The 23,466-nt window shown below is 66.3% G+C and carries 25 protein-coding genes, 1 tRNA gene and 1 pseudogene; 10 read left to right on the top strand and 17 right to left on the bottom strand.

What is annotated here, in order from left to right; genetic code table 11:
- From K5Q19_RS09875 to K5Q19_RS09860, 4 genes and pseudogenes are all read right to left on the bottom strand, one after another.
- A pseudogene (locus K5Q19_RS09875) lies at positions 1–188 on the bottom strand (ABC transporter permease); the annotation flags it as partial.
- Positions 185–1,117, bottom strand: coding sequence for an ABC transporter ATP-binding protein (locus K5Q19_RS09870; RefSeq protein WP_292944253.1), 933 nt, complete (start codon positions 1,115–1,117; stop codon positions 185–187). The pseudogene K5Q19_RS09875 and the gene K5Q19_RS09870, both read right to left, overlap by 4 nt.
- A gap of 107 nt (positions 1,118–1,224) precedes the next feature.
- The gene (locus K5Q19_RS09865; RefSeq protein ID WP_292944250.1) at positions 1,225–2,196 is read right to left on the bottom strand and encodes an HlyD family secretion protein; all 972 of its coding nucleotides are present in this window, start codon (positions 2,194–2,196) and stop codon (positions 1,225–1,227) included.
- Positions 2,193–2,807, bottom strand: coding sequence for a TetR/AcrR family transcriptional regulator (locus K5Q19_RS09860; RefSeq protein ID WP_292944247.1), 615 nt, complete (start codon positions 2,805–2,807; stop codon positions 2,193–2,195). Before K5Q19_RS09860 ends, K5Q19_RS09865 begins: the two co-directional genes overlap by 4 nt.
- Positions 2,808–3,102: 295 nt before the next feature.
- On the opposite strand from K5Q19_RS09860, the gene purS reads away from it, so the two are divergent.
- Positions 3,103–3,336: a phosphoribosylformylglycinamidine synthase subunit PurS gene (purS, locus tag K5Q19_RS09855; RefSeq protein WP_054120726.1), complete on the top strand. Its 234-nt coding sequence runs from the start codon at positions 3,103–3,105 to the stop codon at positions 3,334–3,336.
- Positions 3,337–3,338: 2 nt separating this feature from the next.
- The gene (purQ, locus tag K5Q19_RS09850; RefSeq protein ID WP_292944240.1) at positions 3,339–4,019 is read left to right on the top strand and encodes a phosphoribosylformylglycinamidine synthase subunit PurQ; all 681 of its coding nucleotides are present in this window, start codon (positions 3,339–3,341) and stop codon (positions 4,017–4,019) included.
- A 3-nt stretch (positions 4,020–4,022) separates the two neighbouring features.
- Here the strand turns inward: purQ and K5Q19_RS09845 are convergent, their stop codons facing one another.
- A complete protein-coding gene (locus tag K5Q19_RS09845) occupies positions 4,023–6,329 on the bottom strand; it encodes a GGDEF and EAL domain-containing protein (RefSeq protein WP_292944237.1) in 2,307 nt (768 codons plus the stop codon).
- Between the two features lie 50 nt (positions 6,330–6,379).
- Complete coding sequence (locus tag K5Q19_RS09840; protein ID WP_292944234.1) at positions 6,380–6,520, bottom strand: hypothetical protein; 141 nt, start codon at positions 6,518–6,520, stop codon at positions 6,380–6,382.
- Between the two features lie 104 nt (positions 6,521–6,624).
- Between K5Q19_RS09840 and K5Q19_RS09835 the strand changes: the two genes are divergently transcribed.
- On the top strand, positions 6,625–7,524 hold the full coding sequence (locus K5Q19_RS09835; RefSeq protein WP_292944231.1) for a homocysteine S-methyltransferase family protein: 900 nt from the start codon (positions 6,625–6,627) through the stop codon (positions 7,522–7,524).
- Entirely contained in the window at positions 7,517–8,365 is an 849-nt protein-coding gene (locus K5Q19_RS09830; RefSeq protein WP_292944228.1) for an RMD1 family protein, read from the top strand. Before K5Q19_RS09835 ends, K5Q19_RS09830 begins: the two co-directional genes overlap by 8 nt.
- 2 nt (positions 8,366–8,367) lie before the next feature.
- On the opposite strand, the gene K5Q19_RS09825 is transcribed toward K5Q19_RS09830, so the two are convergent.
- Genes K5Q19_RS09825 through K5Q19_RS09810 form a run of 4 tightly spaced genes read right to left on the bottom strand, consistent with a single transcriptional unit; the run spans position 8,368 to position 12,400 of the window.
- A complete protein-coding gene (locus tag K5Q19_RS09825; protein WP_292944225.1) occupies positions 8,368–9,816 on the bottom strand; it encodes a glycosyltransferase family 39 protein in 1,449 nt (482 codons plus the stop codon).
- A complete protein-coding gene (gene glmS / locus K5Q19_RS09820) occupies positions 9,813–11,636 on the bottom strand; it encodes a glutamine--fructose-6-phosphate transaminase (isomerizing) (protein WP_292944222.1) in 1,824 nt (607 codons plus the stop codon). The genes K5Q19_RS09825 and glmS overlap by 4 nt, the downstream gene beginning before the upstream one ends.
- A gap of 18 nt (positions 11,637–11,654) precedes the next feature.
- Entirely contained in the window at positions 11,655–12,035 is a 381-nt protein-coding gene (locus tag K5Q19_RS09815) for a type II toxin-antitoxin system VapC family toxin (protein WP_292944219.1), read from the bottom strand.
- Entirely contained in the window at positions 12,032–12,400 is a 369-nt protein-coding gene (locus tag K5Q19_RS09810) for a ribbon-helix-helix protein, CopG family (protein ID WP_292944216.1), read from the bottom strand. Before K5Q19_RS09810 ends, K5Q19_RS09815 begins: the two co-directional genes overlap by 4 nt.
- A 133-nt stretch (positions 12,401–12,533) precedes the next feature.
- Here K5Q19_RS09810 and K5Q19_RS09805 point away from each other — a divergent pair, with 133 nt between their 5' ends.
- Positions 12,534–13,244: a glutathione S-transferase family protein gene (locus tag K5Q19_RS09805; protein ID WP_292944213.1), complete on the top strand. Its 711-nt coding sequence runs from the start codon at positions 12,534–12,536 to the stop codon at positions 13,242–13,244.
- 66 nt (positions 13,245–13,310) lie between these two features.
- Here K5Q19_RS09805 and K5Q19_RS09800 read toward each other — a convergent pair whose 3' ends face one another.
- The 4 genes from K5Q19_RS09800 to glmU all read right to left on the bottom strand — a co-directional run bounded on the left by K5Q19_RS09800 (position 13,311) and on the right by glmU (position 16,100).
- Positions 13,311–13,754 carry a hypothetical protein gene (locus tag K5Q19_RS09800; protein ID WP_292944210.1) on the bottom strand — a complete coding sequence of 148 codons (444 nt, stop codon included), beginning with the start codon at positions 13,752–13,754 and terminating at the stop codon, positions 13,311–13,313.
- A gap of 95 nt (positions 13,755–13,849) precedes the next feature.
- A complete protein-coding gene (locus tag K5Q19_RS09795) occupies positions 13,850–14,296 on the bottom strand; it encodes a DUF3291 domain-containing protein (protein WP_292944207.1) in 447 nt (148 codons plus the stop codon).
- Positions 14,206–14,742, bottom strand: a complete 537-nt coding sequence (aac(6'), locus tag K5Q19_RS09790; RefSeq protein WP_292944204.1) for an aminoglycoside 6'-N-acetyltransferase — start codon at positions 14,740–14,742, stop codon at positions 14,206–14,208. Before aac(6') ends, K5Q19_RS09795 begins: the two co-directional genes overlap by 91 nt.
- The gene (glmU, locus tag K5Q19_RS09785) at positions 14,739–16,100 is read right to left on the bottom strand and encodes a bifunctional UDP-N-acetylglucosamine diphosphorylase/glucosamine-1-phosphate N-acetyltransferase GlmU (protein WP_292944201.1); all 1,362 of its coding nucleotides are present in this window, start codon (positions 16,098–16,100) and stop codon (positions 14,739–14,741) included. The genes aac(6') and glmU overlap by 4 nt, the downstream gene beginning before the upstream one ends.
- 59 nt (positions 16,101–16,159) lie before the next feature.
- Between glmU and K5Q19_RS09780 the strand changes: the two genes are divergently transcribed.
- The 4 genes from K5Q19_RS09780 (at position 16,160) to K5Q19_RS09765 (ending at position 19,158) form a co-directional block, all read left to right on the top strand.
- A complete protein-coding gene (locus K5Q19_RS09780; protein WP_292944198.1) occupies positions 16,160–16,834 on the top strand; it encodes an HAD-IA family hydrolase in 675 nt (224 codons plus the stop codon).
- A gap of 106 nt (positions 16,835–16,940) precedes the next feature.
- On the top strand, positions 16,941–17,786 hold the full coding sequence (gene yghU, locus K5Q19_RS09775; RefSeq protein WP_292944195.1) for a glutathione-dependent disulfide-bond oxidoreductase: 846 nt from the start codon (positions 16,941–16,943) through the stop codon (positions 17,784–17,786).
- Positions 17,787–17,866: 80 nt separating this feature from the next.
- Positions 17,867–17,941: transfer RNA gene (locus K5Q19_RS09770), tRNA-Gln, on the top strand.
- Positions 17,942–17,991: 50 nt separating this feature from the next.
- Positions 17,992–19,158 (top strand): aminotransferase, encoded by a 1,167-nt coding sequence (locus K5Q19_RS09765; protein WP_292944193.1) that lies wholly within the window; start codon positions 17,992–17,994, stop codon positions 19,156–19,158.
- On the opposite strand, the gene K5Q19_RS09760 is transcribed toward K5Q19_RS09765, so the two are convergent.
- The 3 genes from K5Q19_RS09760 to K5Q19_RS09750 all read right to left on the bottom strand — a co-directional run bounded on the left by K5Q19_RS09760 (position 19,155) and on the right by K5Q19_RS09750 (position 21,805).
- Entirely contained in the window at positions 19,155–19,844 is a 690-nt protein-coding gene (locus tag K5Q19_RS09760) for a glutamine amidotransferase (protein WP_292944190.1), read from the bottom strand. The two genes, K5Q19_RS09765 and K5Q19_RS09760, sit on opposite strands and share 4 nt — an antisense overlap.
- Positions 19,845–20,027: 183 nt before the next feature.
- Complete coding sequence (locus K5Q19_RS09755) at positions 20,028–20,186, bottom strand: hypothetical protein (protein ID WP_169793754.1); 159 nt, start codon at positions 20,184–20,186, stop codon at positions 20,028–20,030.
- 23 nt (positions 20,187–20,209) lie between these two features.
- Positions 20,210–21,805, bottom strand: coding sequence for an isocitrate lyase (locus tag K5Q19_RS09750; protein ID WP_292944187.1), 1,596 nt, complete (start codon positions 21,803–21,805; stop codon positions 20,210–20,212).
- Positions 21,806–21,963: 158 nt separating this feature from the next.
- Between K5Q19_RS09750 and K5Q19_RS09745 the strand changes: the two genes are divergently transcribed.
- The gene (locus K5Q19_RS09745) at positions 21,964–23,361 is read left to right on the top strand and encodes a short-chain fatty acyl-CoA regulator family protein (RefSeq protein WP_292944184.1); all 1,398 of its coding nucleotides are present in this window, start codon (positions 21,964–21,966) and stop codon (positions 23,359–23,361) included.
- Positions 23,362–23,466: the final 105 nt, after the last annotated feature.

Here is a 23,466-nt window from a genome sequence, read left to right as displayed (position 1 = left end):
ACCGAATTGTCCCCCCGCTCGATCGCCATCGGCAGCCCGCGCGGATCGTTGTTGATCGCATAGCCGAAGATCATCAGCTGCATCAGCGGCATGACCAGCATCATGCCCACCGTGCCCCGGTCGCGCAGCATCTGCCGCACTTCCTTGAACACCATCGCGCCAATGCGCTGCAGCGGGGTCGCGCTCACTGGTGTACCATCACCGAATTGTCCTCGGCCCCGCGCATCAGGTGGATGAACACGTCCTCCAGGCTCGGGCTCGCTTCCCGAAACGAGATCGTCTCCGCCCACGGCGCCACCGCTTCATGCAGCGCCGCCATATCCGGCCCGCAGACATGCAGCGCCGTGCCAAAGGGCGCTGCCATCGCCACCCCGGGCCGCGCCTCGATGGCCGCCGCCAGCCGGTCCGCGCCCGTTCCATCTGGCAGGTGGCCCTCGCCCTGCAGCGCCTTCAAGCCGGACCCGGCAACAACCTCGGCAATGCTCCCCCGCGCCAGCATCCGGCCATAGGCGATATAGGCAATCTCGTGGCAGCGCTCGGCCTCGTCCATGTAGTGCGTGGAAACGAGCACGGTCATCCCGCCCGCCGCCAGCCCATGGATCTGGTCCCAGAACTCGCGCCGCGCCTGCGGGTCGACGCCAGCGGTCGGCTCATCCAGCAGCAGGATTTCCGGATCGTGCAGCACGCAGGCCGCCAGCGCCAGCCGCTGCTTCCACCCGCCCGAAAGCTTGCCCGCCAGCTGGTCCCCGCGCGTCGTCAGCCCCAGCTTGTCGAGCGCTTCCGCCACCCGCTCACGGCGGCGCGGCAGCCCATGCACCCGCGCGAAAAACTCGAGGTTCTCCGCAATCGTCAGGTCCGAAAACAGCCCAAACTTCTGCGTCATATAGCCCACACGCGCCTTGATCGCGCTGCGCCGGGTCTTGAGGTCCTGCCCCAGCACGGTGCCCTCGCCCGCATCGGGAATCAGCAGCCCGCAGATCATCCGAAGGGTCGTCGTCTTGCCCGAACCATTCGGCCCCAGAAACCCGCAAATCCGCCCCCGCGCCACGGACAGATTCACGGCATCCACCACCGTCCGCCCGCCAAACCGCTTGGTCAAACCGCGAACGTCGATCACCAGTTCCTCCCCGGAACGGGGAGGGGGACCATCCGCAGGATGGTGGAGGGGCCGATCCTCCCCTGCAAGGGGAGGGGGACCGCCCGAAGGGTGGTGGAGGGGTAGCGTCAAGGCACCCTCACCGCCACCGGCAACCCCAACGGCAGCGGTTGGTCAACCGGCAACATCGCCTCGACCATAAACACCAGCTTCGAGCGCGCATGCTCGCTGTAGATCACCGGCGGCGTATATTCCGCGCGCGGCGCGATAAAGCGCACCGTCGCCGTCCGCTCCGGCCCACAGCCATCGCAGGTAAACCGCACCGCCTGCCCCATACGCAGCCCGGCGATCCTGTCCTGCGGCACAAAGAAGCGGATCTTGCGCTTGTCGTCCGGGATGATCGAGACGACCGGCTGGTTCGCCGGCACCCATTCCCCCGGATTGAAGTAAGTCTGCTCCACCTGCCCTGCTGCGGGCGAAACTGGCGCAATTTCCTGCCGCCGCCGCGCTTCTGCCGCCAGCGCCGCCTTGGCGCCCTGCACTTGCGCCGCCGCCGCCGCCTGCTGGGCGCTGCGGCCCACGGTCAGCTCCCCGCTGCGCTGCTGCGCCTGCGCCTGGGCGACACTCGCCGCCGCACTGTCCCGCGCGGCCCGCGCCGCATCAAGCTGCGTCCGGCTGGCAAAGCCCTTCGCCGCCAGATCGGCAAAGCGCCGGAAGTCAGCCTCGGCCCGCACCAGCTGCGCCCGCGCCGCTGCTTCCGCCGCCCGCGCCACATCGATCTCCGGCGTCCGCTCCCGCGCTGCGCCCAGATCGCTCAGCGAGGCTTCCGCGCCGGCAACCTGCGCTGCCGCCTGCGCCGCGCTCGCATCCGCCGTGCGCGAATCGAGCGCAAACAAGGCCGCGCCCGCGCTCACCCGTCCGCCGCGCTCGACCGGTCGGCTCGCCAACGTCCCCGAAACCGGCGCCGCCACATAAAGCGCCTCGCCTTCCACGTAGCCCAACCACGGATCGGGCGCGGAGCCCCTCGTGAAGTACCAGATCGCCGCGCCTCCCAACACTGCCAGCAGCACAAGGATCGGCAAGCGTTGGCGCAAGCTCATGCGGAAACTCCCCGGGCGGTCAGGCCCTTCAGCAGCACCTCGGCATGGCTCACCGCCATAGCCTCGATATAGAGCGGCTCCGCGCCCACCGGTTCGAACACGATGCGCCACAGCGCGGAAAAGATCATGCCGCCCGCCACGCTGCGCGCGGCCAGCGCGGGATCGGCACAGACGAACTCCCCGCGCGCCACGCCGTGGCGGATGATCGCCTCGATCGCGCCGAGCACGCGGGTAAGCGCATGATCGTGGTAGAACTTCACGAGATCGGGAAAGGCCTGCCCCTCGCCGATGATCAGCTTGGGCAGGAAGGCGATGTTCCCCGTCCCGAGCCGCTGCATCACGACATGGATGAACCGCCGCAGCGCATCGGGCGCGCTGGTGCCCGTCAGGTCCGGCACAGCTTCGGGCAGCACGTGCCCGACCATTCCTTCGACCAGCGCGCGAAACAGCGCCTCCTTGGTCTCGAACCGGCTGTAGATCGCACTGCGGCTGATCCCCACCCGCTGCGCAATCTCCTCCATCGTCGTCGCGGCAAATCCGCGGGTGGCAAAGGCGTCGCGCGCCGCTTCGAGAATGCGGTCAAGGCGGTCGGGAGGGGTGACTCGGGCCATGCCAGAATAAATAACAGACGCGTCTGTTATTTAAAAGCGGAGCGGGGGGCATTTCGAGCCGATTTTCCTACATGGCGGCGTTCTGGTATGGTTGCTTCATGACGCGCATTTCCGCCATTTTCCGCCGCTTCCACACCGCTTCGGCAGGTGTGCCGGGCGGAAGCACCAGGCCCGCGCGGTTTTCGCTCTGGACTGTGTCAACCGTGTCAACTTGCCGCCAACTTGCGCTTCGCGCCGCGCCGGAGCATAGGCGCTCGCGAGTCTCCCCCCAGCCGCCCGGAAAGGCCCGCCGCCCATGAAGATCCGCGTTCACGTCAGCCTCAAGAACGGCGTGCTCGATCCGCAGGGCCGCGCCATTCATCACGCGCTCGAAGGCCTCGGCTTCGAAGGCGTCAACGATGTGCGCGCCGGCCGCTTGATCGAGATGGACGTGGCCGACAGCACGACCGACGCCGCGCTCGAGGACATGTGCCGCAAGCTCCTCGCCAACCAGGTGATCGAGAACTTCCGCATCGAGAAAGTGGCCTGACCATGGCTTTTACCGCCGCTGTCATCACCTTCCCCGACTCCAACTGCGACCGTGACATGGCGGTGGCGATCGAAAAGATCACCGGCGGCACCGTCCACCGCGTGTGGCACGGCGATGCCGAGCTGCCCACCGGCCTTGATTTCATCGCGCTTCCGGGCGGCTTTTCCTATGGCGACTATCTGCGCTCAGGCGCAATGGCCGCACGCTCTCCGGTCATGCAGGCGGTCGTTGCGGCGGCGAACCGTGGCGTCACCGTTCTTGGCGTCTGCAACGGCTTCCAGGTCCTCACTGAAGCCGGCCTCCTCCCCGGCGCGCTGATGCGCAACGCCGGCATCCGCTTTGTCTGCCGCGATGTGCCGCTGGTGGTCGAGAACAACCAGTCGCTGTTCACCGCGCGCTACACCGCCGGCCAGCGCATCATGATCCCGGTCGCGCACCATGATGGCAACTACTTCGCCGACGCCGAAACGCTCGACCGTCTCGAAGGCGAAGGGCGCATCGCCTTCCGCTATGCCGAGCCCGTCAACGGCTCGCAGCGCGATATCGCGGGCGTGCTCAATGATGCCGGTAACGTGCTCGGCATGATGCCGCACCCCGAACGGATGATCGAACCCGCCCACGGTGGCAGCGATGGCCGGGCCTTGTTCGAGAGCGTACTGGCCGGTCTCGGCGTCGCGGCCTGATCCTCAGGCCTGCTGGCGCTGCTGGCCAATCCGTTCGAACAGCGCGCCAGCATCGCGCGCGGTCATCGGGCGGCCAAAGTAGTAGCCCTGGATCTTCTTGCAGCCGAGGCGGCGGATCACCGCCAATTCTTCTTCGGTTTCAACACCTTCCGCTGTGGTCGACATCTCGAGGCTGTCGGCCATCGCCACCACCGCGCGCACGATGGCAAGGCTCTCGGCATTATCTTTCGCCGCCCCCTGCACGAAGCTGCGGTCGACCTTGATCGTCGAGAAGCGCAGTTTCCGGAGGTACCCGAGCGAGGAATAGCCCGTCCCGAAATCATCCAGCGCCACGCCGCACCCCAGCGACATGATCCGTTCCAGCGTCTGCTGCGCCGCCGTCCCGTCGCGCACGAAGATGCTCTCGGTCACCTCGATCTCGAGCCGGTGCGGCGGCAGCCCGCTCGCCGCGAGCGCGCTGACCACCACTTCGGCAAAGCTCGGATCGAGCAGCTGTTCGCCTGAAACGTTGACTGCCACCTTGATCGGATCAGGCCAGTTCGTCGCCTCGAAGCACGCGGTGCGCAGCACCCACTCGCCGATAGGCACGATCAGGCGGGTGTCCTCCGCCAGCGGGATGAACTTCGCCGGGCTCACCGGTCCATGCTCCGCCGAATGCCAGCGCAGCAGCGCCTCGAAGCTGACCGGCTCCTCGGTGATTGCATCGACCACCGGCTGATAAGCGAGCGCGAACTCGCCGCGCTCCAGCGCGTGGCGCAGCGCGAACTCCAGCTTGCGCCGCTCTTCGGCATGCGCATGCAGCGCCGGCTCGTAATCGAAGTGCAGCCCGCCGCCCTCGTCCTTGGCGCGGTAGAGCGCGAGGTCGGCATTGCGCATCAGCGTCTCGACCGTCGCCCCGTCGCGCGGCCCGATTGCCGAACCGACACTCGCACCGACATAGAGCGTGTGATGGTCGATCTCGTAAGGCTGCGAAAGCGCAGTGATCACGGCATAGGCCACTTCGCGGATCCGCGTCCCGTCACCCGCATCGCGCACCACGATGGCGAACTCGTCACCGCCGAGGCGCCCGCACAGTTCGTTCTCGCTCATTAGCGACTTCAAACGATCCGAAACCTTGGCGAGCAGCTGGTCACCCACGAGGTGCCCCAGCGTATCGTTGACCGCCTTGAACCGGTCGAGGTCGATCATCATAAAGCCGCAGCGCATCCGCCAGCGATCCGCCTCGCGCATCGCATCGCCCAGCGTCTCGGTGAGCATCAGGCGGTTGGGGAGCCCGGTCAGCGTGTCGTAGCGGGCGAGGTAGGCGATCTTGTCCGCACTCTCGCGCTGCTCGGTCACGTCCGAACCGACGCCGCGGAAGCCGATGAAGTTGCCGTTGTCGTCAAACCGCGGCGAAGCGGAGAGCTCCCACCAGCGGTTGCTGCCGTGCAGGGTCACGTGGACGAGCAGGTTCGAAAAGCTCTCGCGCCGCTTCAGCCGCTCGGCGAGATCGTGCAGCGAGGAATGGAAGTGCCCGCTTTCCCAGGCCGAGCCGGCAATCAGCTGGATCAGCGGCTTGCCGTCGATGTCCTCGGGGTCCTCACCCAGCGCAAAGGCGAAGCGCGGGCTTGCGGCCCGGACGCGGCGGGTGGAGTCGGTCTGCCACAGCCAGTCGGCCTCACCTTCCTCGAACTCGCGCAGCAGGAGCGAGACGACCTCGCTCTTTTCCGCAACGCCCGCCTCGGCGACCTTGCCGGCGAGGAACATCCGCGCCGCCTCCAGGCTGCCGACCCACAGGAAGATCACGAACGTGATGGCCGCAGCCGCCGCCGTAACCTTGCCGTAGACGAGAAACACCACCACGCTCGCTGCCGCGAGGATCGCATTGAACAGCACCGCGCCCAGCGGCACTGCGGCAAAGGCAAGCGCGGTGCCGGCCATCAGCATGGCCATGATCGTCCAGACCAGCAGGCGCTGCTCGGGCGAAGCAAAGGGCGACATGACAAGGATCGGGATCACCCACACCACGCCCGCCGCAACAGTACAGACGGTGTGGCGATGAATTTCGTGGCGGGTCATCCGGCGGCGATCGGCGTCCTCCAGCGTGCGGTCGAAGTTCGCACCCCAGACCAGCACCCCTGCCAGCATCGCGACCCAGCCGACCAGCGCAGCGATATGGATCGCGCCCCACAGCGCCTGAACGACGAGCATCGCCGCCAGCCCATGGGCGACCAGTCGCGGCCGGGTCAGGCGAGCGAGGCCCGAATACTGCAGTCCGCGCAACCGCCCCCAATCCCCTTCCGCGCTGTCGGAAAGGCCCAGCACAGCCATCGCCGGGAGTTCCCGCGGCAGAGCGGGCAAGCTTTGATCGGTCGGTCGCGTCACACACTGCGGCTTAGTGGAGAAACCTTGCGCAATGGTAAGCGCTTGGAAATTTCCCCCTCAAACACCGCCGTTCCGGGTGTTTTGCAACCTGCTGAAACAAAAAGCACAAGTCCGCCAATAAAGAATTTCTTCAGCAAGTTTTTTACCTCCCCCGCCAGCCGCCTGCAGCTTGCCCCTGCCGCTCTGCGCGGCGGCGTGCTAGCGCAGTGGCAAAGCACTGGAAGCGAGTTCCAACCCGACCATGACTGACCCTCTCCTCGTCCTCGATGGCGGCACCGGCCGCGAGCTTGCCCGCAGCGGGGCGCCGTTCCGCCAGCCCGAATGGTCCGCGCTCGCGCTGATCGAGGGGCCGAAGTTCGTCAGCGCCGTCCACCGCGCTTATGTTGCGGCCGGAGCGGATGTGATCACGACCAATTCCTATGCGGTTGTCCCCTTCCACATCGGCGAGGATCGCTTTGCCGAACAAGGCGCCGCACTTGCCGCCCTCGCCGGACGTCTTGCCCGCGAAGTCGCGGATTCGGCGGAGCGGAAGGTCCGCGTCGCGGGATCGCTACCGCCTATCTGCGGATCCTATCGCCCCGATCTCGTCGATCTCGACCGCGCCCGCCCGGTGCTGGAAGTCCTCGTCGCGGCGCTCGCGCCCAGCATCGACCACTGGCTCGCGGAAACGCTGTCCTCGCTCGTCGAAGCGCGCCTTGCCGCCTCGCTCACTGCCCCCACAGGCAAGCCGCTGTGGCTGTCGTTCACGCTGGAGGACGAACGGCCGACCGCCGAGCCCGCGCTGCGCTCGGGCGAAACCGTGCGCGAGGCGGCGCAGCTTGCGCAGGAACTCGGCGCGGCAGCGCTGCTGTTCAATTGCAGCCAGCCCGAAGTGATGGAAGCCGCGGTCCGCGCCGCCCGCGCGGAGCTGGGACCGGACAGCCCCATCCGCATCGGCGTCTATGCCAATGCCTTCCCGCCGATGGCTGCCGATGCCGAGGCCAACAACGGACTGACGCCCATCCGCGAGGACCTCACGCCCGAAGGATACGGCTGCTTTGCCGCCGCCTGGCATGCTGCCGGAGCCTCGATCCTCGGCGGCTGCTGCGGGATCGGCCCGGAACATATTGCGGCACTGCGCCGCGAAGCCGTCCATGCCTGACACAGCGGCGCGCACCCAGCCTGCCACCACCAAACCGCCGGGCTGGCCCGACGAGGTGGCACTGGGCGTGCTGCCAGCGGGCGAGGAGCTGATCGTCCACGCCCGCTATCTCGGCACCCGGATCGATACGCGCGGGCTCGCCGCCGATATCGTGCTGCGCGATCTTGCCGCGGCCGCTGGCCTGACCTTCGCCTTCCGCTACGGCGTGGCGGTGACCTTCTGCACGGCGGCGGACCGTATCCCCGCGCTCGATATGGCGCTCCTCGCCCATGTGCAGGAACCCGCCGAGCAGCAGGAAGTCGAGACCGCCGGCGTGCTCATCACCGACGGCGGCAAGGACCGTGTCGACGATGACGGGGTGATCCAGCTCGCCGACGATGAAGAGCCGCGCCTGCTCCTCGTCGCGACGGTGCTGGCACACAGCGTGATGCTTTCGCGCGACGAGATGCTCGTCTCGGAAGTGTTCGATTCCAGCGTGCCGCTGGTTGCCGATCTGCAGATCAACGGCAAGGCCCGCCTCTCGATCCCCGCGGTCATGCGCATGGTCGGCCGCGTGCTGGCGGCGCGGCACCGCGTGATGGGCACCGCGCAGGCCGGCGAGCGGCCCGACCTTCTCTGGGACCACCCCGATCTCGACCGGCTCTACACCCGGCTCGAGGCCGAGTACGAACTGGGTGAGCGCGCCGAAGTGCTCGAGCGCAAGTTCGGCGCACTGGGCGATTTCACCGAAGTGCTGCTCGATATCGCGCAGGACAAGCGCGCCGTCCGCCTCGAAGTCGCGATCATCGCGCTGATCGCGGTCGAGCTGCTGCTCTCGATCAGCAAGGCGATCGGCGGCTAACCCTAAACGCTATTCGGCCTGCGCTGATAGAGCACGAGCCCGTCGCCGAGGATCAGATATTCACCGACCGGTTCGTAGTGCCGGGCGAGCTCCTCCAGCACGATCGGCGCGGTGAACGAGGTGGCGTAGATGCTGCGATCGGACCGCGCGAGGATGAACATCGGGCGCTTCGCCAAGAACTCCGCCACGATCTGCTCCTGTGGCCGCCCCACCGCGCCGTGCTCCATGTATTCGGCGCTGTGGAACGGGAAGGGATACTTGGCCCTCGGCCGCGTGTCGGTGGCGCCATAGGTCGCGGTTGGGCCCGAGAAGACATAGAGCGTGCGCTCCGCACCGCCCGCTTTCACCCGGTCAACCAGCGCCCGGAACTGCACGACATCGGCGCGGCCAGCCGCGATGCTGCCCGGGAAGTTGCCGATGACGACCAGCGCGGCGACCAGCACCCCCGCTCCGAACCAGCCCGCGCGCTGGCGCAGATCGTAGAACGGCACTGCCAGCAGCACCGCGAACGGGCCGAGGAAGGCGTAGTAATAGGCTAGCACATTGCTGGGAAAATAGATCGAAGCGAGCGCGCCGAACGTCATCACCACCACAAGCGCACTCGCCCGATGCGGATAGGTCTGCCCCAGCCGCGCCCAGGCCCAAACTCCGGAGGCGATCATCAACAGGAACGGCGCGATCACCATCAGCGTCTTCGGATGGAAGCGGCCGATGCTGGTCTTGCGTTCGAAGATCGAGACGAAGTTGGCGTAGACGAAGTCATCCCAATGGCCAGCCGCCGCATACCACGCGCCGATCACGATCGTCGGCGCCAGCCCCGCCAGTGCATAGAGGCATGCCCGCCCCAGCACGGCCGGCACCGAGCGCTGGCGGCGATAGTCCTCCAGCAGCACGAACATGGCAAACATGGCGCAGAACGGCGCGGCGGTATACTTGATCTGCAGCGCGACGCCGCCCAGCAGCATGGCCCCAAGCATCGCCCGTAGCGATCCCGGATAGACCATCGCGAGGTACATCATGCCGAGGCAGAACGGCGTGAACAGCAGTTCGCTCTGCGCGCCCCGACACCCGAACACGGTCATGGCGAGCAAGTACAGCAGCGCCGCGACCCAACCGGTGCGGCGGTCGGCCAGCACGGCCGCTATGCGATAGGCGAGCCACGCACCGATGCAGGCAAACAGGTTGGCCATGGCAAGATAGGCGAAGGCCCCGCGCCCGAGCAGCGCATGCGCCGCTTCATAGAGCAGGAACAGCCCGACCGGCTTGCGATCCCACACATCGACATAGGGCACCTGCCCGTCGAGCATGGCGGTCGCGACATAGGAATAGAACTGCTCGTCGTGGTCGACGACCGGGTTGTCCATCCACCATATGCGGATGAGCAGCGAACTCGCCGCAATGAACAACAGGACCGGCAGTTCGCGAACGAGAAGGCCGGTCCTTGTGGTCATTCCACGGTAACCGATTTCGCCAGATTGCGCGGCTGATCCACATCGGTCCCCTTGGCCACGGCCACATGATAGGCGAGCAGCTGCACCGGCACCGCATAGACCAGCGGCGCGATCAGCGGGTGAACCTTGGGCATCTCGATCGTCGCGAGGCAGCCCTCGCCCGCTTCCTCGATCCCCGCCGCATCCGAAATCAGCACGACCTTGCCGCCGCGTGCGCGCACTTCCTGCATGTTCGATACGGTCTTCTCAAACAGCGGCCCCGAAGGCGCCAGCACGATCACCGGCACCGCCTCGTCGATCAGCGCGATCGGCCCGTGCTTCATCTCGCCCGAGGCATAGCCCTCAGCATGGATGTAGCTGATTTCCTTCAATTTCAGCGCGCCCTCAAGCGCCAGCGGATAGTCCGGGCCGCGCCCCAGATAGAGCACGTCGCGCGCCGGGGCGATGAGGTGCGCCATCGCCGCGATCTCGTCATCATGCGCCAGCGCGGCATTGAGCGCAGCGGGCGTTTCGGCGAGCTGGTTGACGATATCGGCCTCTTCCTCGCGGCTGAGGCGCCCGCGCTTCACCGCAAGGTGTGCGGCGAGCGCCGCCAGCACGGCCAGCTGGCAGGTGAACGCCTTGGTCGAGGCGACGCCGATTTCCGGCCCCGCATGGGTCGGCAGCAGCAAGTCCGCCTCGCGCGCCATCGAGCTCGTCGGCACGTTGACGACGACCGCGATGGTCTGCCCTTCCGCCTTGCAGTGGCGCAGCGCGGCCAGCGTATCCGCCGTCTCGCCGCTCTGCGAGATGAACAGCGCGAGGCCGCCCGGCTCGAGCACCGGATCGCGGTAACGGAACTCGCTCGCCACATCGATGTCCACCGGCAGGCGCGCGAACTGCTCGAACCAGTACTTCGCGACCATGCCGGCGTAGAAGCTCGTCCCGCAGGCGACGATGGTCACGCGGCTGATGCTGGAGAGATCGAAATCGATCTGCGGCAACGCAACGGTCTGGTCGATCCGGCGCAAGTAGCTGCGCAGGGTCTGCGCCACCACGGTCGGCTGCTCGAAGATTTCCTTCTGCATGAAGTGGCGGAACTCGCCCTTCTCGATCGCCGCTGCCGTTGCGCCCGAAGCGACGATGGGGCGCGTGACCGGCTGATCGTTCACGTCATAGATCGCCGCGCCCTCGCGCGTGATGACGACCCAGTCGCCTTCCTCCAGATAGGTGATCCGCTGCGTAAGCGGCGCGAGCGCCAGCGCGTCCGAGCCGAGGTAGGTCTCGCCCTCGCCGTATCCCACCACCAGCGGCGAGCCGAGCCGCGCGCCGATCAGCATGTCGTCGTGCTGGCGGAACGCGATGGCGAGCGCGAAGGCGCCGCGCAGCGTGGGCAGCACGGCCTTGACCGCATCCTGCGGGCTGAGCCCGGCCTCCACCTGCTCGGACACGAGGTGCGCCACGACTTCGGTGTCGGTCTCGCTCTCGAACACGCGCCCGCGCGCGATCAGGGCGTCGCGCAGCGGCTTGAAGTTCTCGATGATGCCGTTGTGGACCAGCGCCACTTCGCCCGTCGCATGCGGGTGGGCATTGCTGGTGGTCGGCGCGCCGTGGGTTGCCCAGCGGGTGTGGGCGATGCCGATCAGCCCTTCGGCGGGATGGCGCACCAGTTCGAGCACGAGGTTGTTGAGCTTCCCCTCGGCGCGGCGGCGCACCAGCTGATCGTCCTCCACCAGGCAGATGCCGGCGCTATCATAGCCGCGGTATTCCATGCGGCGCAGGCCATCGACCAGCCGGTCCGCCACCTGTTCCTTGCCGACAATTCCGATGATTCCGCACATGGGGTGAGGGGCTTTCGTTCAGAGGGTATAAGGTACGCGGATGCCCGGCATTTCAGCCGGGAAATCCTTGGTGTTGCGGGTAACCAGCACGCGCCCGCGGGTCAGCGCGGTCGCCAGAATGATGGCATCGGGCGATTTCAGACGTGGCCGTTCCCGCCGCAGCGATGCCGCGCGGGAGGCGATCTCCATGTCGATCTCGTCGATGGCGAACTTCTCGAGGAAAGCTTCGGTCGCGCGCAGGGTCTGCCCCTCGCCCTTCGACAGGATCTCGATCCAGGCCATGCGGCTGAGCCAGAGGCGCCTGCCTGCCGAGGCTGCGCGCTTCAATTCGGTCCGCGCCGGGTCAAAGCCCAGCAGCGCATCGATCACGATATTGGAATCGAAGGCATAGTCGCTCACGCCGGGTCATCTTCGTGCTTGGGCGCGGCATTGCGCATGGCAAGATAGACCTGGCGCTGGCGATCATCCTCCGCGTCGAAAAGGTCGGGAAACTCAGCCCTTACCGCTTCGTAATCGTCATCCCAAGGCCGCGTCGAGGCGGCCCGTTCGCGCCGCTGCCACGCCACGGAATCGCCGATATCAGTGCGATCCTTCCACAGGCCAAAGCCGCTGTCGATCCAGTCGGTCCCGCTTGCCGAAGCTTGCGCCTTGTAGGTCGCCACTGCATCGCGCAGCACCGAGGCGCGCGATTTACCCTGCTCCGCCGCGCGGGCATCGAGCCACTGGATATCATCATCGGGCAGATCGGCGAGGATTCGGGTCATTATGATATCGCGATATCATATCATGATATCATGTCAAGGAGAATCACCGGCAAGGCTTGCCACCCGCCCCGCCAGCGATAGTCTCCAACGGTAAACAAGTCCGCACCACAGATGCGGGAAAAGGGGATCCCCGATGGCGACGACGTCCACGCTCAAGGTCTACCATCTGCCCGGCGCCTGGGGCCTGCCCACTGTCAGTCCGTTCTGTCTCAAGCTCGATGCCTGGCTGCGCATGGCCGGCATCGAACACGAAAGCCACACCGCCGCCACGCCGTTTGCCGGGCCCAAGGGCAAGGCCCCGTGGATCGAGCAGGACGGCACGAAACTCGGCGATTCGACCTTCATCATCGCCCACCTCATCGAGCAGACCGGCATCGATCCCGATGCCCACCTCACGCCCGCCCAGCGCGGCATGGCCGTGGCGATCCAGCGCCTGATCGACGAGAACCTCTACTGGACGATGGTCCATGATCGCTGGATGAACGAGGCGAACTGGCGCCAATTCCGCGATGTCGTGCTCGGCGGCCTTGCCGTCCCGCTCCGCCGCGTGCTCGGTCCCGTGGCGCGGCGCGGGGTGAAGAAGCAGCTCGAAGGCCACGGCATGGGCATCCACAGCCCCGCGGAAATCGCCGCCATCGGCCGCCGCGACGTGAACGCGCTGTCCGGCATTCTCGGCGAGCAGGACTGGTTCTTCGGCGCTGAGCCCACCTCGACCGACGCCGTCGTCTATGCCCAACTCGTCAACATCTGGCGGGCACCGTTCGAAAGCGAAGTCCGCCGCGCCATTGGCCAGACGCCGAACCTGGTCGCCTTCATCGACCGCTTCGCGGCGCGATATTACTGACCGGCTGGGACAAATTCGGGGGTAGGCGAACGGACCGAAATTGGTGGGAAGCGGACGTAGCGCGAACTACAGATTGCTTTGCCGCTGGTTATCGCTGGGCCATTTGCGTTGCAGGCGAGCGATAGCACCTAGATATGCAAACGCCCCGAATGATAAAAGCGCACCGCCGCTGCTAGGCTCTCCCGTCAGTCCAAAGCCGACGATGAAAGAAACGGCGAAGGCGCAGAGAGCTAGTGCTCCAAGTCGCCAATCCAAACCGCTTGTGGAGCTCGCGTAAACAATCGCATCTCGCGTTCGATCGAAGCCAAGCTCTTGTGCAGACTTCATTTCTTTTGTCAGCATGGCATAACTATTTACCAGAACGGCTATTCCGAAGAGAGCCAGACCTACCACCGTCATCGGGATTCCAAGCGGAAGCCGCGCAATGGAAACTGCAAGAGAGATTGATATGGAGGCACCCCCTACAGGCAGCGCCGATCTCTCTAATCGCGACGCAAGTGTCTGCCGCATGGATAAGACTCTCGATCACATCTCAAGTTGGTTTCGCATCCGCTTCGAATGTCCGCAAGTGGGCGCAAACGGACATTCGCATGGCTCCGCGCGGCCTAACGATTCTCCCGCCACCACTTGAACGTAAACACCGCCGCGCTTGGCCCCTCGCGCCCCAGCTGCGCCAGCTTGTCGAGCGCCTCGGCCACGCTCGGGATATGGCCCTCGGGCACTTCCCACAGCGCCAGCGAAGGCTCCATCGGCTCGAACCACTCGCCGCGCCGCGCCAGCACGGCGCGGTGATCGACCTGGCGATAGGCGAAGGCCTCCAGCGAGGGCACATCGCGCCACACCGAAAGATTGACGATGAAATCGGCGTCCCCCGCCACTGCCTCGATCGCGGTGGCATCGTTCGCATCGCCCTCACCCACCAGCCGCCAGATGAACCCGTCCGCCACATCGGCCTGCGCGTTCACATGGTCGAGCGCGTCCATGAAGGCCTGGTTGGCGGGGTCCGCCTTGGGGCGGCGGAAGCGGGCGACATTGAGCTGGGCGATAGGCATGGTCGGATCTCGCGCCGAAAATAGACGACCCGCTCGGTCTCGGCAAAACCGGCGGCAAGATGGAAGGCATGGCTGTCAGGATTGTCGGCCAAGGCATCGGAGGCAAATTCGGTGCATTCGCGCGACCGGCCCCAGTCCGCCACCGCATCACACAGCCGCCGGGCAAGCCCCTGCCCACGCGCCGCCTCGCTCACGAAGATACCCTCGAGAAACACCACCGGCGAGGTCTCGCAGCCGTTCACATAATCGTGCCGCAGCGAGCCTTCCGCAAAGCCGACGACTTCGCCGCCCTGCACCGCCACCAGATTGAGCAGCCGGTCCGTCTCCGCCAGCTGCTCCTCCGCTTCGGCCCGGTGCTCGGACTGCGAAACCTCATCCCACAGCGCATGCCGCAGCGCCGCCCAGCCATCGAGGTGTTCCTCTCTGGCCGGGACAATGGCGATCATTTCCGTTCGGCCTTCTTGCGCTTCATCGCATCGTGGAAGCGGTCGGCCCAGCCGGGCTTGACCAGCTGTTCGGCGCGCACGAGCCGGAGTTCGCCGTCGGCCACGTCGCGGCTCACCGCGCTGCCTGCCGCCACGATGGCGTCCGCCCCGATCTTCACCGGCGCGATGAGGGCCGAGTTGGAGCCGATGAAGGCCCGCTCGCCGATCACGGTGCGATACTTGAAGTAGCCATCGTAGTTGCAGGTGATCGTGCCCGCGCCGATGTTCGCGCCCGCGCCCACATCCGCATCGCCGAGGTAGGTCAGGTGATTGGCCTTGGCCCCGGCGTGGAGCACCGCGTTCTTCACCTCGACGAAGTTGCCGACGCGCGCCTTTTCTTCCAGCACCGCGCCCGGCCGCAGCCGCGCGAAGGGCCCCACCGAAACGCCGCTTTCCAGCCGCGCACCCTCGATGTGGCAGAAGGCGTGGATCACCACGTTGTCGGCCACCGTCACGCCCGGGCCGAACACCACGTTCTGCTCCACCGTCACATCGCGGCCCAGCACGGTATCCCAGGCAAACCACACCGTCTCGGGCGCGACGAGGCTGGCGCCGTCCGCCATCGCCTGCAGACGGCGCTTCTTCTGCCAGCGCGCTTCGGCCTCGGCGAGTTCGGCGCGGCTGTTGATCCCGGCCACCTCGCCTGCATCGTCCGTCACCACCACAGCGCAGACGCGGCCATCGCCGTTCGCCACATTGACAATATCGGTGAGGTAGTATTCGCCCTGCGCGTTGTCGTTGCCCACGCGCGCCAGCAGCGCGAACAGCTCGTCCCCGCGCACCGCCATCAGGCCCGAATTGCACAGGCGGCAGGCGCGCTCCTCGGCGCTTGCATCCTTGTGCTCGACCATCTTCTTCACGACGCCATTCTCGGCGATTACCCGGCCATACTGGAGCGCGTCCTCCGGCTCGAAGCCCAGCACGACGACCGCCGGGTTGTCACCGGCATGCAGCCGCTCGAGCATCGCGCGCATCGTCTCGGTGCGCACGAAAGGCACGTCGCCGTAAAGGATCAGCACGTCGCCCGAAAAGCCCGCCAGCGCGCCCTCGGCCTGCTGCACTGCGTGCCCGGTGCCAAGCTGCGGGTCCTGCACGGCCAGTTCCGCGCTATCCCCCAGCGCTGTCGCCAGTTGCTCACGGCCCGCGCCCACCACGACGACCTTGCGCGCCGGCTCCAGTGCATCGGCGCTGGCCATGAGATGCATCAGCATCGGCCGACCAGCGATCGGGTGCAGCACCTTGTGCAGATCACTTTTCATGCGGGTGCCCTTGCCAGCGGCGAGAACAACAAGGGCGAGCGGAGAGGAAGCATCAGTCATGCGCGTTCCTTGCCAGCATTTCCTTGCAGTTTCCAGAATGCGCCGCCACGGAGCGGGGCATGACGGATTTTCCCTTCCAGATCGTCGGTTTCGACCTCGACGGCACGCTGCTCGATACCGCCTACGATATCGGCCACGCGCTCAATCACGCGCTCACCCATGTCGGCCGCCCGCTCGTTCCGATCGATGAAGCCCGGCGCTTCATCGGCGGCGGCAGCGCGCAGATGCTGCACAACGCGCTGATGGCGAGCGGCGGGATGGACGGCATCGATTTTCCCGGCCTGCAGGAACGCCTGCTTGGCTACTATGCCGAAAACATCGCGCGCCACACGGCCTTGTTCCCGGGCGGCGAAGCCATGATGGACGCGCTGGCATCGCGCGGCGTCCACCTTGCCATCGCCACCAACAAGCGCGAGGACCTTGCCCGCCGTCTGTTCGACGAGCTTGGCCTCACCTCCCGCTTCGCCACGATCCTCGGTGGCGATACGCTCGGCCCCGGCCGCGCCAAGCCCGCGCCCGACATGCTTCACGAAATGGTCGCGCGCTGCGGCGGTGGCCGGACGGCGTTTGTCGGCGATACGACCTTCGACATCGGCGCGGCCCGCGCCGCGAAGATGCCTGTGGTCGCTGTGGCCTTCGGCTTCAACGATCTGCCGCCGCATGAGCTCGGCGCGGATGCGGTGATCGACCATTTCGATGAGCTCGTCCCTGCCCTGGAAGCCCTCGCGCGATAGAAAAAGGTGGGGTGGCAGCAGATAATCTGCGCATCCCCTGCGCCTTGCCATCCGCACGCGGCAGCGCCACTCTTGGGGCAAGCAGTCCATCCCCGAGGAGATCCCGATGTCCGAAGAATACGTGCCGCCCAAGGTCTGGACCTGGAACAAGGAAAACGGCGGCGCCTTTGCCGGCGTCAACCGCCCCACCGCCGGCGCACAGAAAGAGGTGGAGCTGCCGGTCGGCGAGCATCCCTTCCAGCTCTATTCACTGGGCACGCCCAATGGCCAGAAGGTCACGATCCTGCTCGAGGAGCTGCTCGAGCTTGGCATCACCGGCGCCGAATACGATGCTTGGCTGATCAAGATCTTCGAAGGCGACCAGTTCGGCAGCGGCTTCGTCGATCTCAATCCCAACTCGAAGATCCCCGCGATGCTCGACAAGAGCGGCCCCGAACCTTTCCGCCTGTTCGAATCGGGCGCGATGCTCGTCCATCTTGCGGAAAAGTTCGGCCACTTCCTCCCCAAGGAAGGCCCGGCCCGCGCCGAAGTGCTTTCGTGGCTGTTCTGGCAGGTCGGCTCGGCGCCGTTCATGGGCGGCGGCTTCGGCCACTTCTATGCCTATGCGCCGTTCAAGATCGAATACGCGATCGATCGCTATGCGATGGAAACCAAGCGCCTGTTCGATGTCGCCAACAACCAGCTGAAAAAGACGCGCTTCCTCGCCGGGGACGACTACACGATCGCCGACATGGCGACCTATCCGTGGCTCGGCAACATCTACCGGGGCGAAGCCTATGGCGATGCGGCGACGTTCCTTTCGATGCACGAATATGAAGCCGTCGGCCGCTGGGTCGCCGAACTCGACGCCCGCCCTGCGGTGAAGCGCGGCAGGCTGGTCAACACCAACAAGGGCATCCTCGAACGCCACAGCGCCGCCGATTTCGCCGCGCTGCCGGAAGGTACGCTCTGAGATCGAGGCGGATGGGGCAGGATGTGCCCCATCCGCCCCTTGTCCATCTCGCGCTCGCCGCTATAAGCGCGCCACCCTGTTGGGGCGTCGCCAAGTGGTAAGGCACCGGTTTTTGGTACCGGCATTCGGAGGTTCGAATCCTCCCGCCCCAGCCAGTCTCCCGAACAGCTTGTCAGCAGCGCCAGTCGCGCTAGCGTGAACCGCGATGACTGACCTGCGCCTCAATCCGATCTACGCCGAAATGCCCGTAACCGTGTTCGAGCACATGTCGGGCCTCGCCCGCAGCCTTGGCGCGATCAATCTGGGCCAGGGCTTTCCCGATACGCCGCCTCCGCCCGCGCTCACCGCCGCCGCGATCCGCGCGATGGAAACGCGCTCGCAGCAATACCCGCCGAGCATGGGCGTGCCCGAACTGCGTGATGCTGTCGCGGCCTATTATGGGCGCACGCAGGGCCTTGCCCTCACCCGCGAGCAGGTCGTCGTCACCTCGGGCGCGACCGAGGCGATTGCCGCCGCGATCCTTGCGGTGGTCGGGGCGGGCGACGAAGTGCTGCTGTTCTCACCCGCCTATGATGCCTATGCCCCGCTGGTGCGCCGCGCGGGCGGTGTGCCGGTGTTCATTCCCTTGAGCCCGCCCGATTGGCGCTATGACGAAGCCCGGATCCGCGCCGCCATCAGCCCGCGCACCCGTGCGCTGATCCTCAATGATCCGCTCAATCCCACCGGCTCGGTCGCGAGCCCGGAGGAACTGGCCCTCCTCGCCCGAATCGCCTGCGAGCATGATCTCGTCGCCATCTGCGATGAAGTCTGGGAAGCGGTGCGCTTCGATGGCCTTGCGCACCGATCGCTGCTGGCCGAGCCGGGCATGGCGGAGCGCGCGATCAAGATCGGCTCGGCGGGCAAGATCTTCGGCGCGACGGGCTGGAAGGTCGGCTGGATGGTCGGCGATGCCGCGCTCACCACGGTGCTGGCCAAGGCGCACCAGTTCCTCACCTTCACCACCCCGCCGATGCTGCAATGGGCCGCTGCCGAGGGCCTTGCCGACCCTGCGATCACCGACGCGCTCCATGCCGAATGGTCGGCGTCGCGCGGCGTCCTCATCGAAGGCCTTTCCGCAGCCGGTTTCGCCGTGCTCGCGAACAAGGCCACATGGTTCGCCTGCATCGATCTGCCTGCCAGCGGCATCGCGATCGATGACCGCACTTTCAGCGAGCGCGCTGTGCGCGAGGCGGGAGTCGCCTCGATCCCGCTGTCAGCCCTCTGGGAAGGCGATGGCGGCCCGACCACGATCCTGCGCCTGTGCCACTGCAAGCCGCCAGCGATGCTGGAAGATGCCTTGGCGCGCCTCAGCGCGTGGCGCGCAAGCCTTTAGAGCCCTTCCAGCCACTCCGCGATCATCGCGCGCCCCGCCGCGACTGCACCCGGCCCATGCGCCGCGTGCGAAGCGCGCAGTTCAACGGGGCATTTCCCGGCGGCAGTGAGGTAATCGAAGTCCTGCGCGATCCAGTCCTCGAAGCGCTCGTCCTCGCCCATTTCGGCGTGGAACTGCAGCGCCAGCACGTTGCGCCCGCGCCGGAAGGCCTGATGCTGGTACAGCGGGCTCGATGCCAGCAATTCCGCGCCCTCGGGCAGGGTGAAGGTATCGCCGTGCCAATGCAGCACCGGCACGTCCGCCAGATGACGCAGCGGCCCCTCGCGGTCGTGGATCGCCACCGGCGCGAAGCCGATTTCCTTGACTGGCCCGGCATAGACCTCCGCCCCCAGAGCCGCCGCAATCATCTGCGCGCCGAAGCACACGCCCAGGGTCGGCCGGTCCGCCGCCAGCCGCCGTGCGAGCAGCTTGAGCTGGCACGATATCCACGGATGCGCCTCGCGCTCGTAGACCCCCATCGGCCCGCCCATCATCACCACCAGATCGGGCGAGACGAGATCGAGCGCATGGAAATCCTGATCGTCAACGTCCACGCGGTCGATCACATAGCCAGCCGCCTCGATCGGCGCGCGGAACCCCGCAACGCCTTCGCGCGGCACGTGGCGGATGATCAGCGCGGTCTTCATGGCAGGTCGAGCTCCCGAGTCGGAAGCTTATTTCTACAAAATTGATAGACTATCGCCAGCGACTTGGAATTGTCCCTGCCAAAGCTGGACTTCGCCGCACACGAAAAGGCCCGCCGCGCGAACGATCGCACGGCGGGCCAGCTTTCCTCCCCAGGAAAGTCTTGTGTGGGGCGCAGGTGGGCCTCAGCGGCCCATCGCGCTGCCAAGCCGGTGGTAGAGGTGCGAGAACTTTACCGATTCCGGCTGGTCCTCGATCACCTTGAGGTAGTGCAGCACGGCCTCGCGGATAAGCTTGAAGTCTTCGGTGGAAAGGACCGCACGGGCCCGGGTTGGTTCAGCCATTGTCCTTGCTCCTCTCTAACTGGTTATGCAGCGAACTGGTTCATGGTGTTGTGCGCGCCGCCCGCCTTGAGCGCGGCTTCGCCGGCGAAGTATTCCTTGTGATCATCGCCAAGGTCGGAACCGGCCATGTTCTGGTGCTTCACGCAGGCGATGCCCTGGCGGATTTCGGCGCGCTGGACGTTCTTGACGTAGCCCAGCATGCCCGCGTCGCCGAAGTATTCCTTCGCCAGATTGTCGGTGCTGAGCGCTGCGGTGTGGTAGGTCGGCAGCGTGATGAGGTGGTGGAAGATTCCCGCCTCGCGCGCCGCATCGCGCTGGAAGGTGCGGATGCGCTCGTCGGCTTCGTCGGCGAGCGCGCTACCGTCGTAGTCCACGCTCATCAGGCGTGCCCGGTCGTAGGCGCTCATGTCGCGGCCTTCGGCGGTCCAGGCATCGAACACCTGCTGGCGGAAGTTCAGCGTCCAGTTGAAGCTGGGGCTGTTGTTGTAGACCAGCTTGGCATTGGGGATCACTTCGCGGATGCGGTTCACCATGCCGCCGATCTGGCCGATGTGGGGCTTCTCGGTCTCGATCCAGAGGAGGTCGGCGCCGTTCTGCAGGCTCGCGATGCAATCGAGCACGCAGCGGTCCTCGCCCGTGCCGGGGCGGAACTGGAACAGGTTCGAAGGCAGGCGCTTGGGGCGCATCAGCTTGCCATCGCGGGCAATCAGCACGTCGCCGTGGCCGAGGGTGGTCGCATCGACTTCCTCGCAATCGAGGAATGCATTGTACTGGTCAGCCAGATCGCCCGGCTCCTTCACATAAGCGATCTGCTTGGTGAGGCCCGCGCCAAGGCTGTCGGTGCGCGCCACGATCACGCCGTCGTCGACGCCGAGTTCCATGAAGGCGTAGCGGACTGCGCGGATCTTCGCGAGGAAGTCCTCGTGCGGCACGGTGACCTTGCCGTCCTGGTGGCCACACTGCTTTTCGTCCGAGACCTGGTTCTCGATCTGGATGCAGCAGGCGCCCGCTTCGATGAACTTCTTGGCGAGAAGATAGGTCGCCTCAGCATTGCCGAAACCGGCGTCGATATCGGCGATGATCGGCACGACGTGGGTCTGGTACTCGTCGATCTTGTGCAGCAGGCGGTGCGTATTCACCGCGTCACCCGCAGCCTTCGCCGCGTCGAGCTCGCGGAACAGCATGCCGAGCTCGCGCGCATCGGCCTGACGCAGGAAGGTGTAGAGCTCCTCGATCAGCGCCGGAACGCTGGTCTTCTCGTGCATCGACTGGTCGGGCAGCGGGCCGAATTCGCTGCGCAGCGCGGCGACCATCCAGCCCGAAAGGTAGAGGTAGCGGCCCTTGGTCGTGCCGAAGTGCTTCTTGATCGAGATCATCTTCTGCTGGCCGATGAAGCCGTGCCAGCAGCCCAGCGACTGCGTGTACTTCGCCGGATCGGCATCATAGGCGGCCATATCGGCGCGCATGATCTTGGCGGTGTAACGCGCGATGTCGAGACCGGTCTGGAAGCGGTTCTGCAGACGCATGCGCGCCACCGAAGCGGCGTCGATCCCGTCCCAGGGCTTGCCATAAGGCGCGATCGCCTTGGCGGCTTCGTTGATGGTCTGGGAGTAGGTCATGAGTCTCGCTTCCTGCTCTGGGGTAGTCTTGATGCCTCCCGGCTAGACCCGCCAACGCACCCGCGAAACCCGCAGCGCAGTCATGTTGTCAAACTTTACAGAATATGCTTGTAAAGTTGTGCAGCTCTTACTTGAGCCTCACAGGATCTGTTAACCATATGGAATCGCGCCCGCTCTACCTCGGCCCCCGCTTGAAACGCCTGCGCCGCGAGCTGGGCCTCACGCAGGCCGTCATGGCCGATGATCTCGCGATTTCGCCGAGCTACATCGCCCTCCTTGAACGCAACCAGCGCCCGCTCACCGCCGATCTCCTGCTGCGCCTCGCCAAGGCCTACAAGCTCGATGTCAGCGAACTCGCCGCCGACGAGCGCGACGATTATGCCCGCCGCTTGTCCGATGTGCTGAAGGACCCGATCTTCGCCGAGATCGATCTGCCCGCATTGGAAGTGGCCGACGTTGCCACCAGCTACCCCGGCGTGACCGAGGCCATGCTGCGGCTCCACACCGCCTACATGCGCGAGCAGCAGGCGCTGGCCTCCTATCGCGGCGGCGCGGGCAGCGATGCGGCCGATCCCCTCGCCGAAGCGCGCCGATTCGTCGCCCATCGCCGGAACTATTTCCCCGCGCTCGACAGCAAGGCCGAGGCGCTGGCCGAGGAGATCGAGAAGCTCGGCGGCCTGCAGGAAGGCGGGCTTGCCGAATACTTGCGCGGGCAGGGCCTGCGCGTGCGCCTGATGCCGGCGGACATCATGATGGACGCGCTGCGCCGCTATGATCGCCATGCCGAACAGTTGCTGATCGACGAGACGCTAGGGCCCCAGGCGCGCCGCTGGCAGATGGCGCTCCACATCGCCTACACCGCGCTGCGCAGCGAGATCGCCGCTCTCGTGCGCGGTGCCAGCTTCTCGAGCGAGACCGCCGCCCAGCTCGTCCGCCGCGCGCTCGCCGCCTATGGCGCGGCTGCCCTCATCATGCCCTACGACCGCTTCGCCCGTGCCGTGGACGCGCGCGCCTATGATATCGAAGCGCTTTCCGGCCAGTTCGGCGCGAGCTTCGAGCAAGTCGCGCACCGCCTGACCACGCTCAACCGCCCCGGGCAGGAGCGCGTCCCCTTCTTCTTCATCCGCGTCGATGCAGCGGGCAACGTCTCCAAGCGGCTCGACGGTGCGGGCTTTCCCTTCGCGGCCCACGGCGGCGGCTGCCCGCTATGGAGCCTGCACGATTGCTTCCGCCGCCCGGGTGAAGTCCTCACCCAGTGGCTCGAGCTCCCCGGCGGCGAGCGCTTCTTCAGCGTCGCGCGCAGCGTCACTTCGGGCGGGGGCGGCCATGGCAAGCCCGCCGTCCTGCGTGCCATCGCGCTGGGCTGCACGGCCGAGCATGCATCGAAGCTGATCTACGCGCGCGGCGAGCAGCCTGCGCCCACGCCCATCGGCGTCACCTGCCGCCTGTGCAACCGCGCCACCTGCACCGCCCGCGCCGAACCGCCGCTGGGGCGGGAGATCCTGCCGGACGACTACCGCAAGACGCCGGAGCCGTTCACGTTTGCGGAGAGCTGAACGAACCCCTCCGACCCGCTTCGCGGGCCACCTCCCCATTTGCGTCTTCGACGAAAATGGAGAGGAAAAGAAAGTCCTATCCATTTTTCCCGTAGGGACAAATGG

The organism is Novosphingobium sp. (genome assembly GCF_019748365.1).
Lineage (GTDB): Bacteria > Pseudomonadota > Alphaproteobacteria > Sphingomonadales > Sphingomonadaceae > Novosphingobium.
This window is presented reverse-complemented; position numbering and strand designations above follow the sequence as displayed.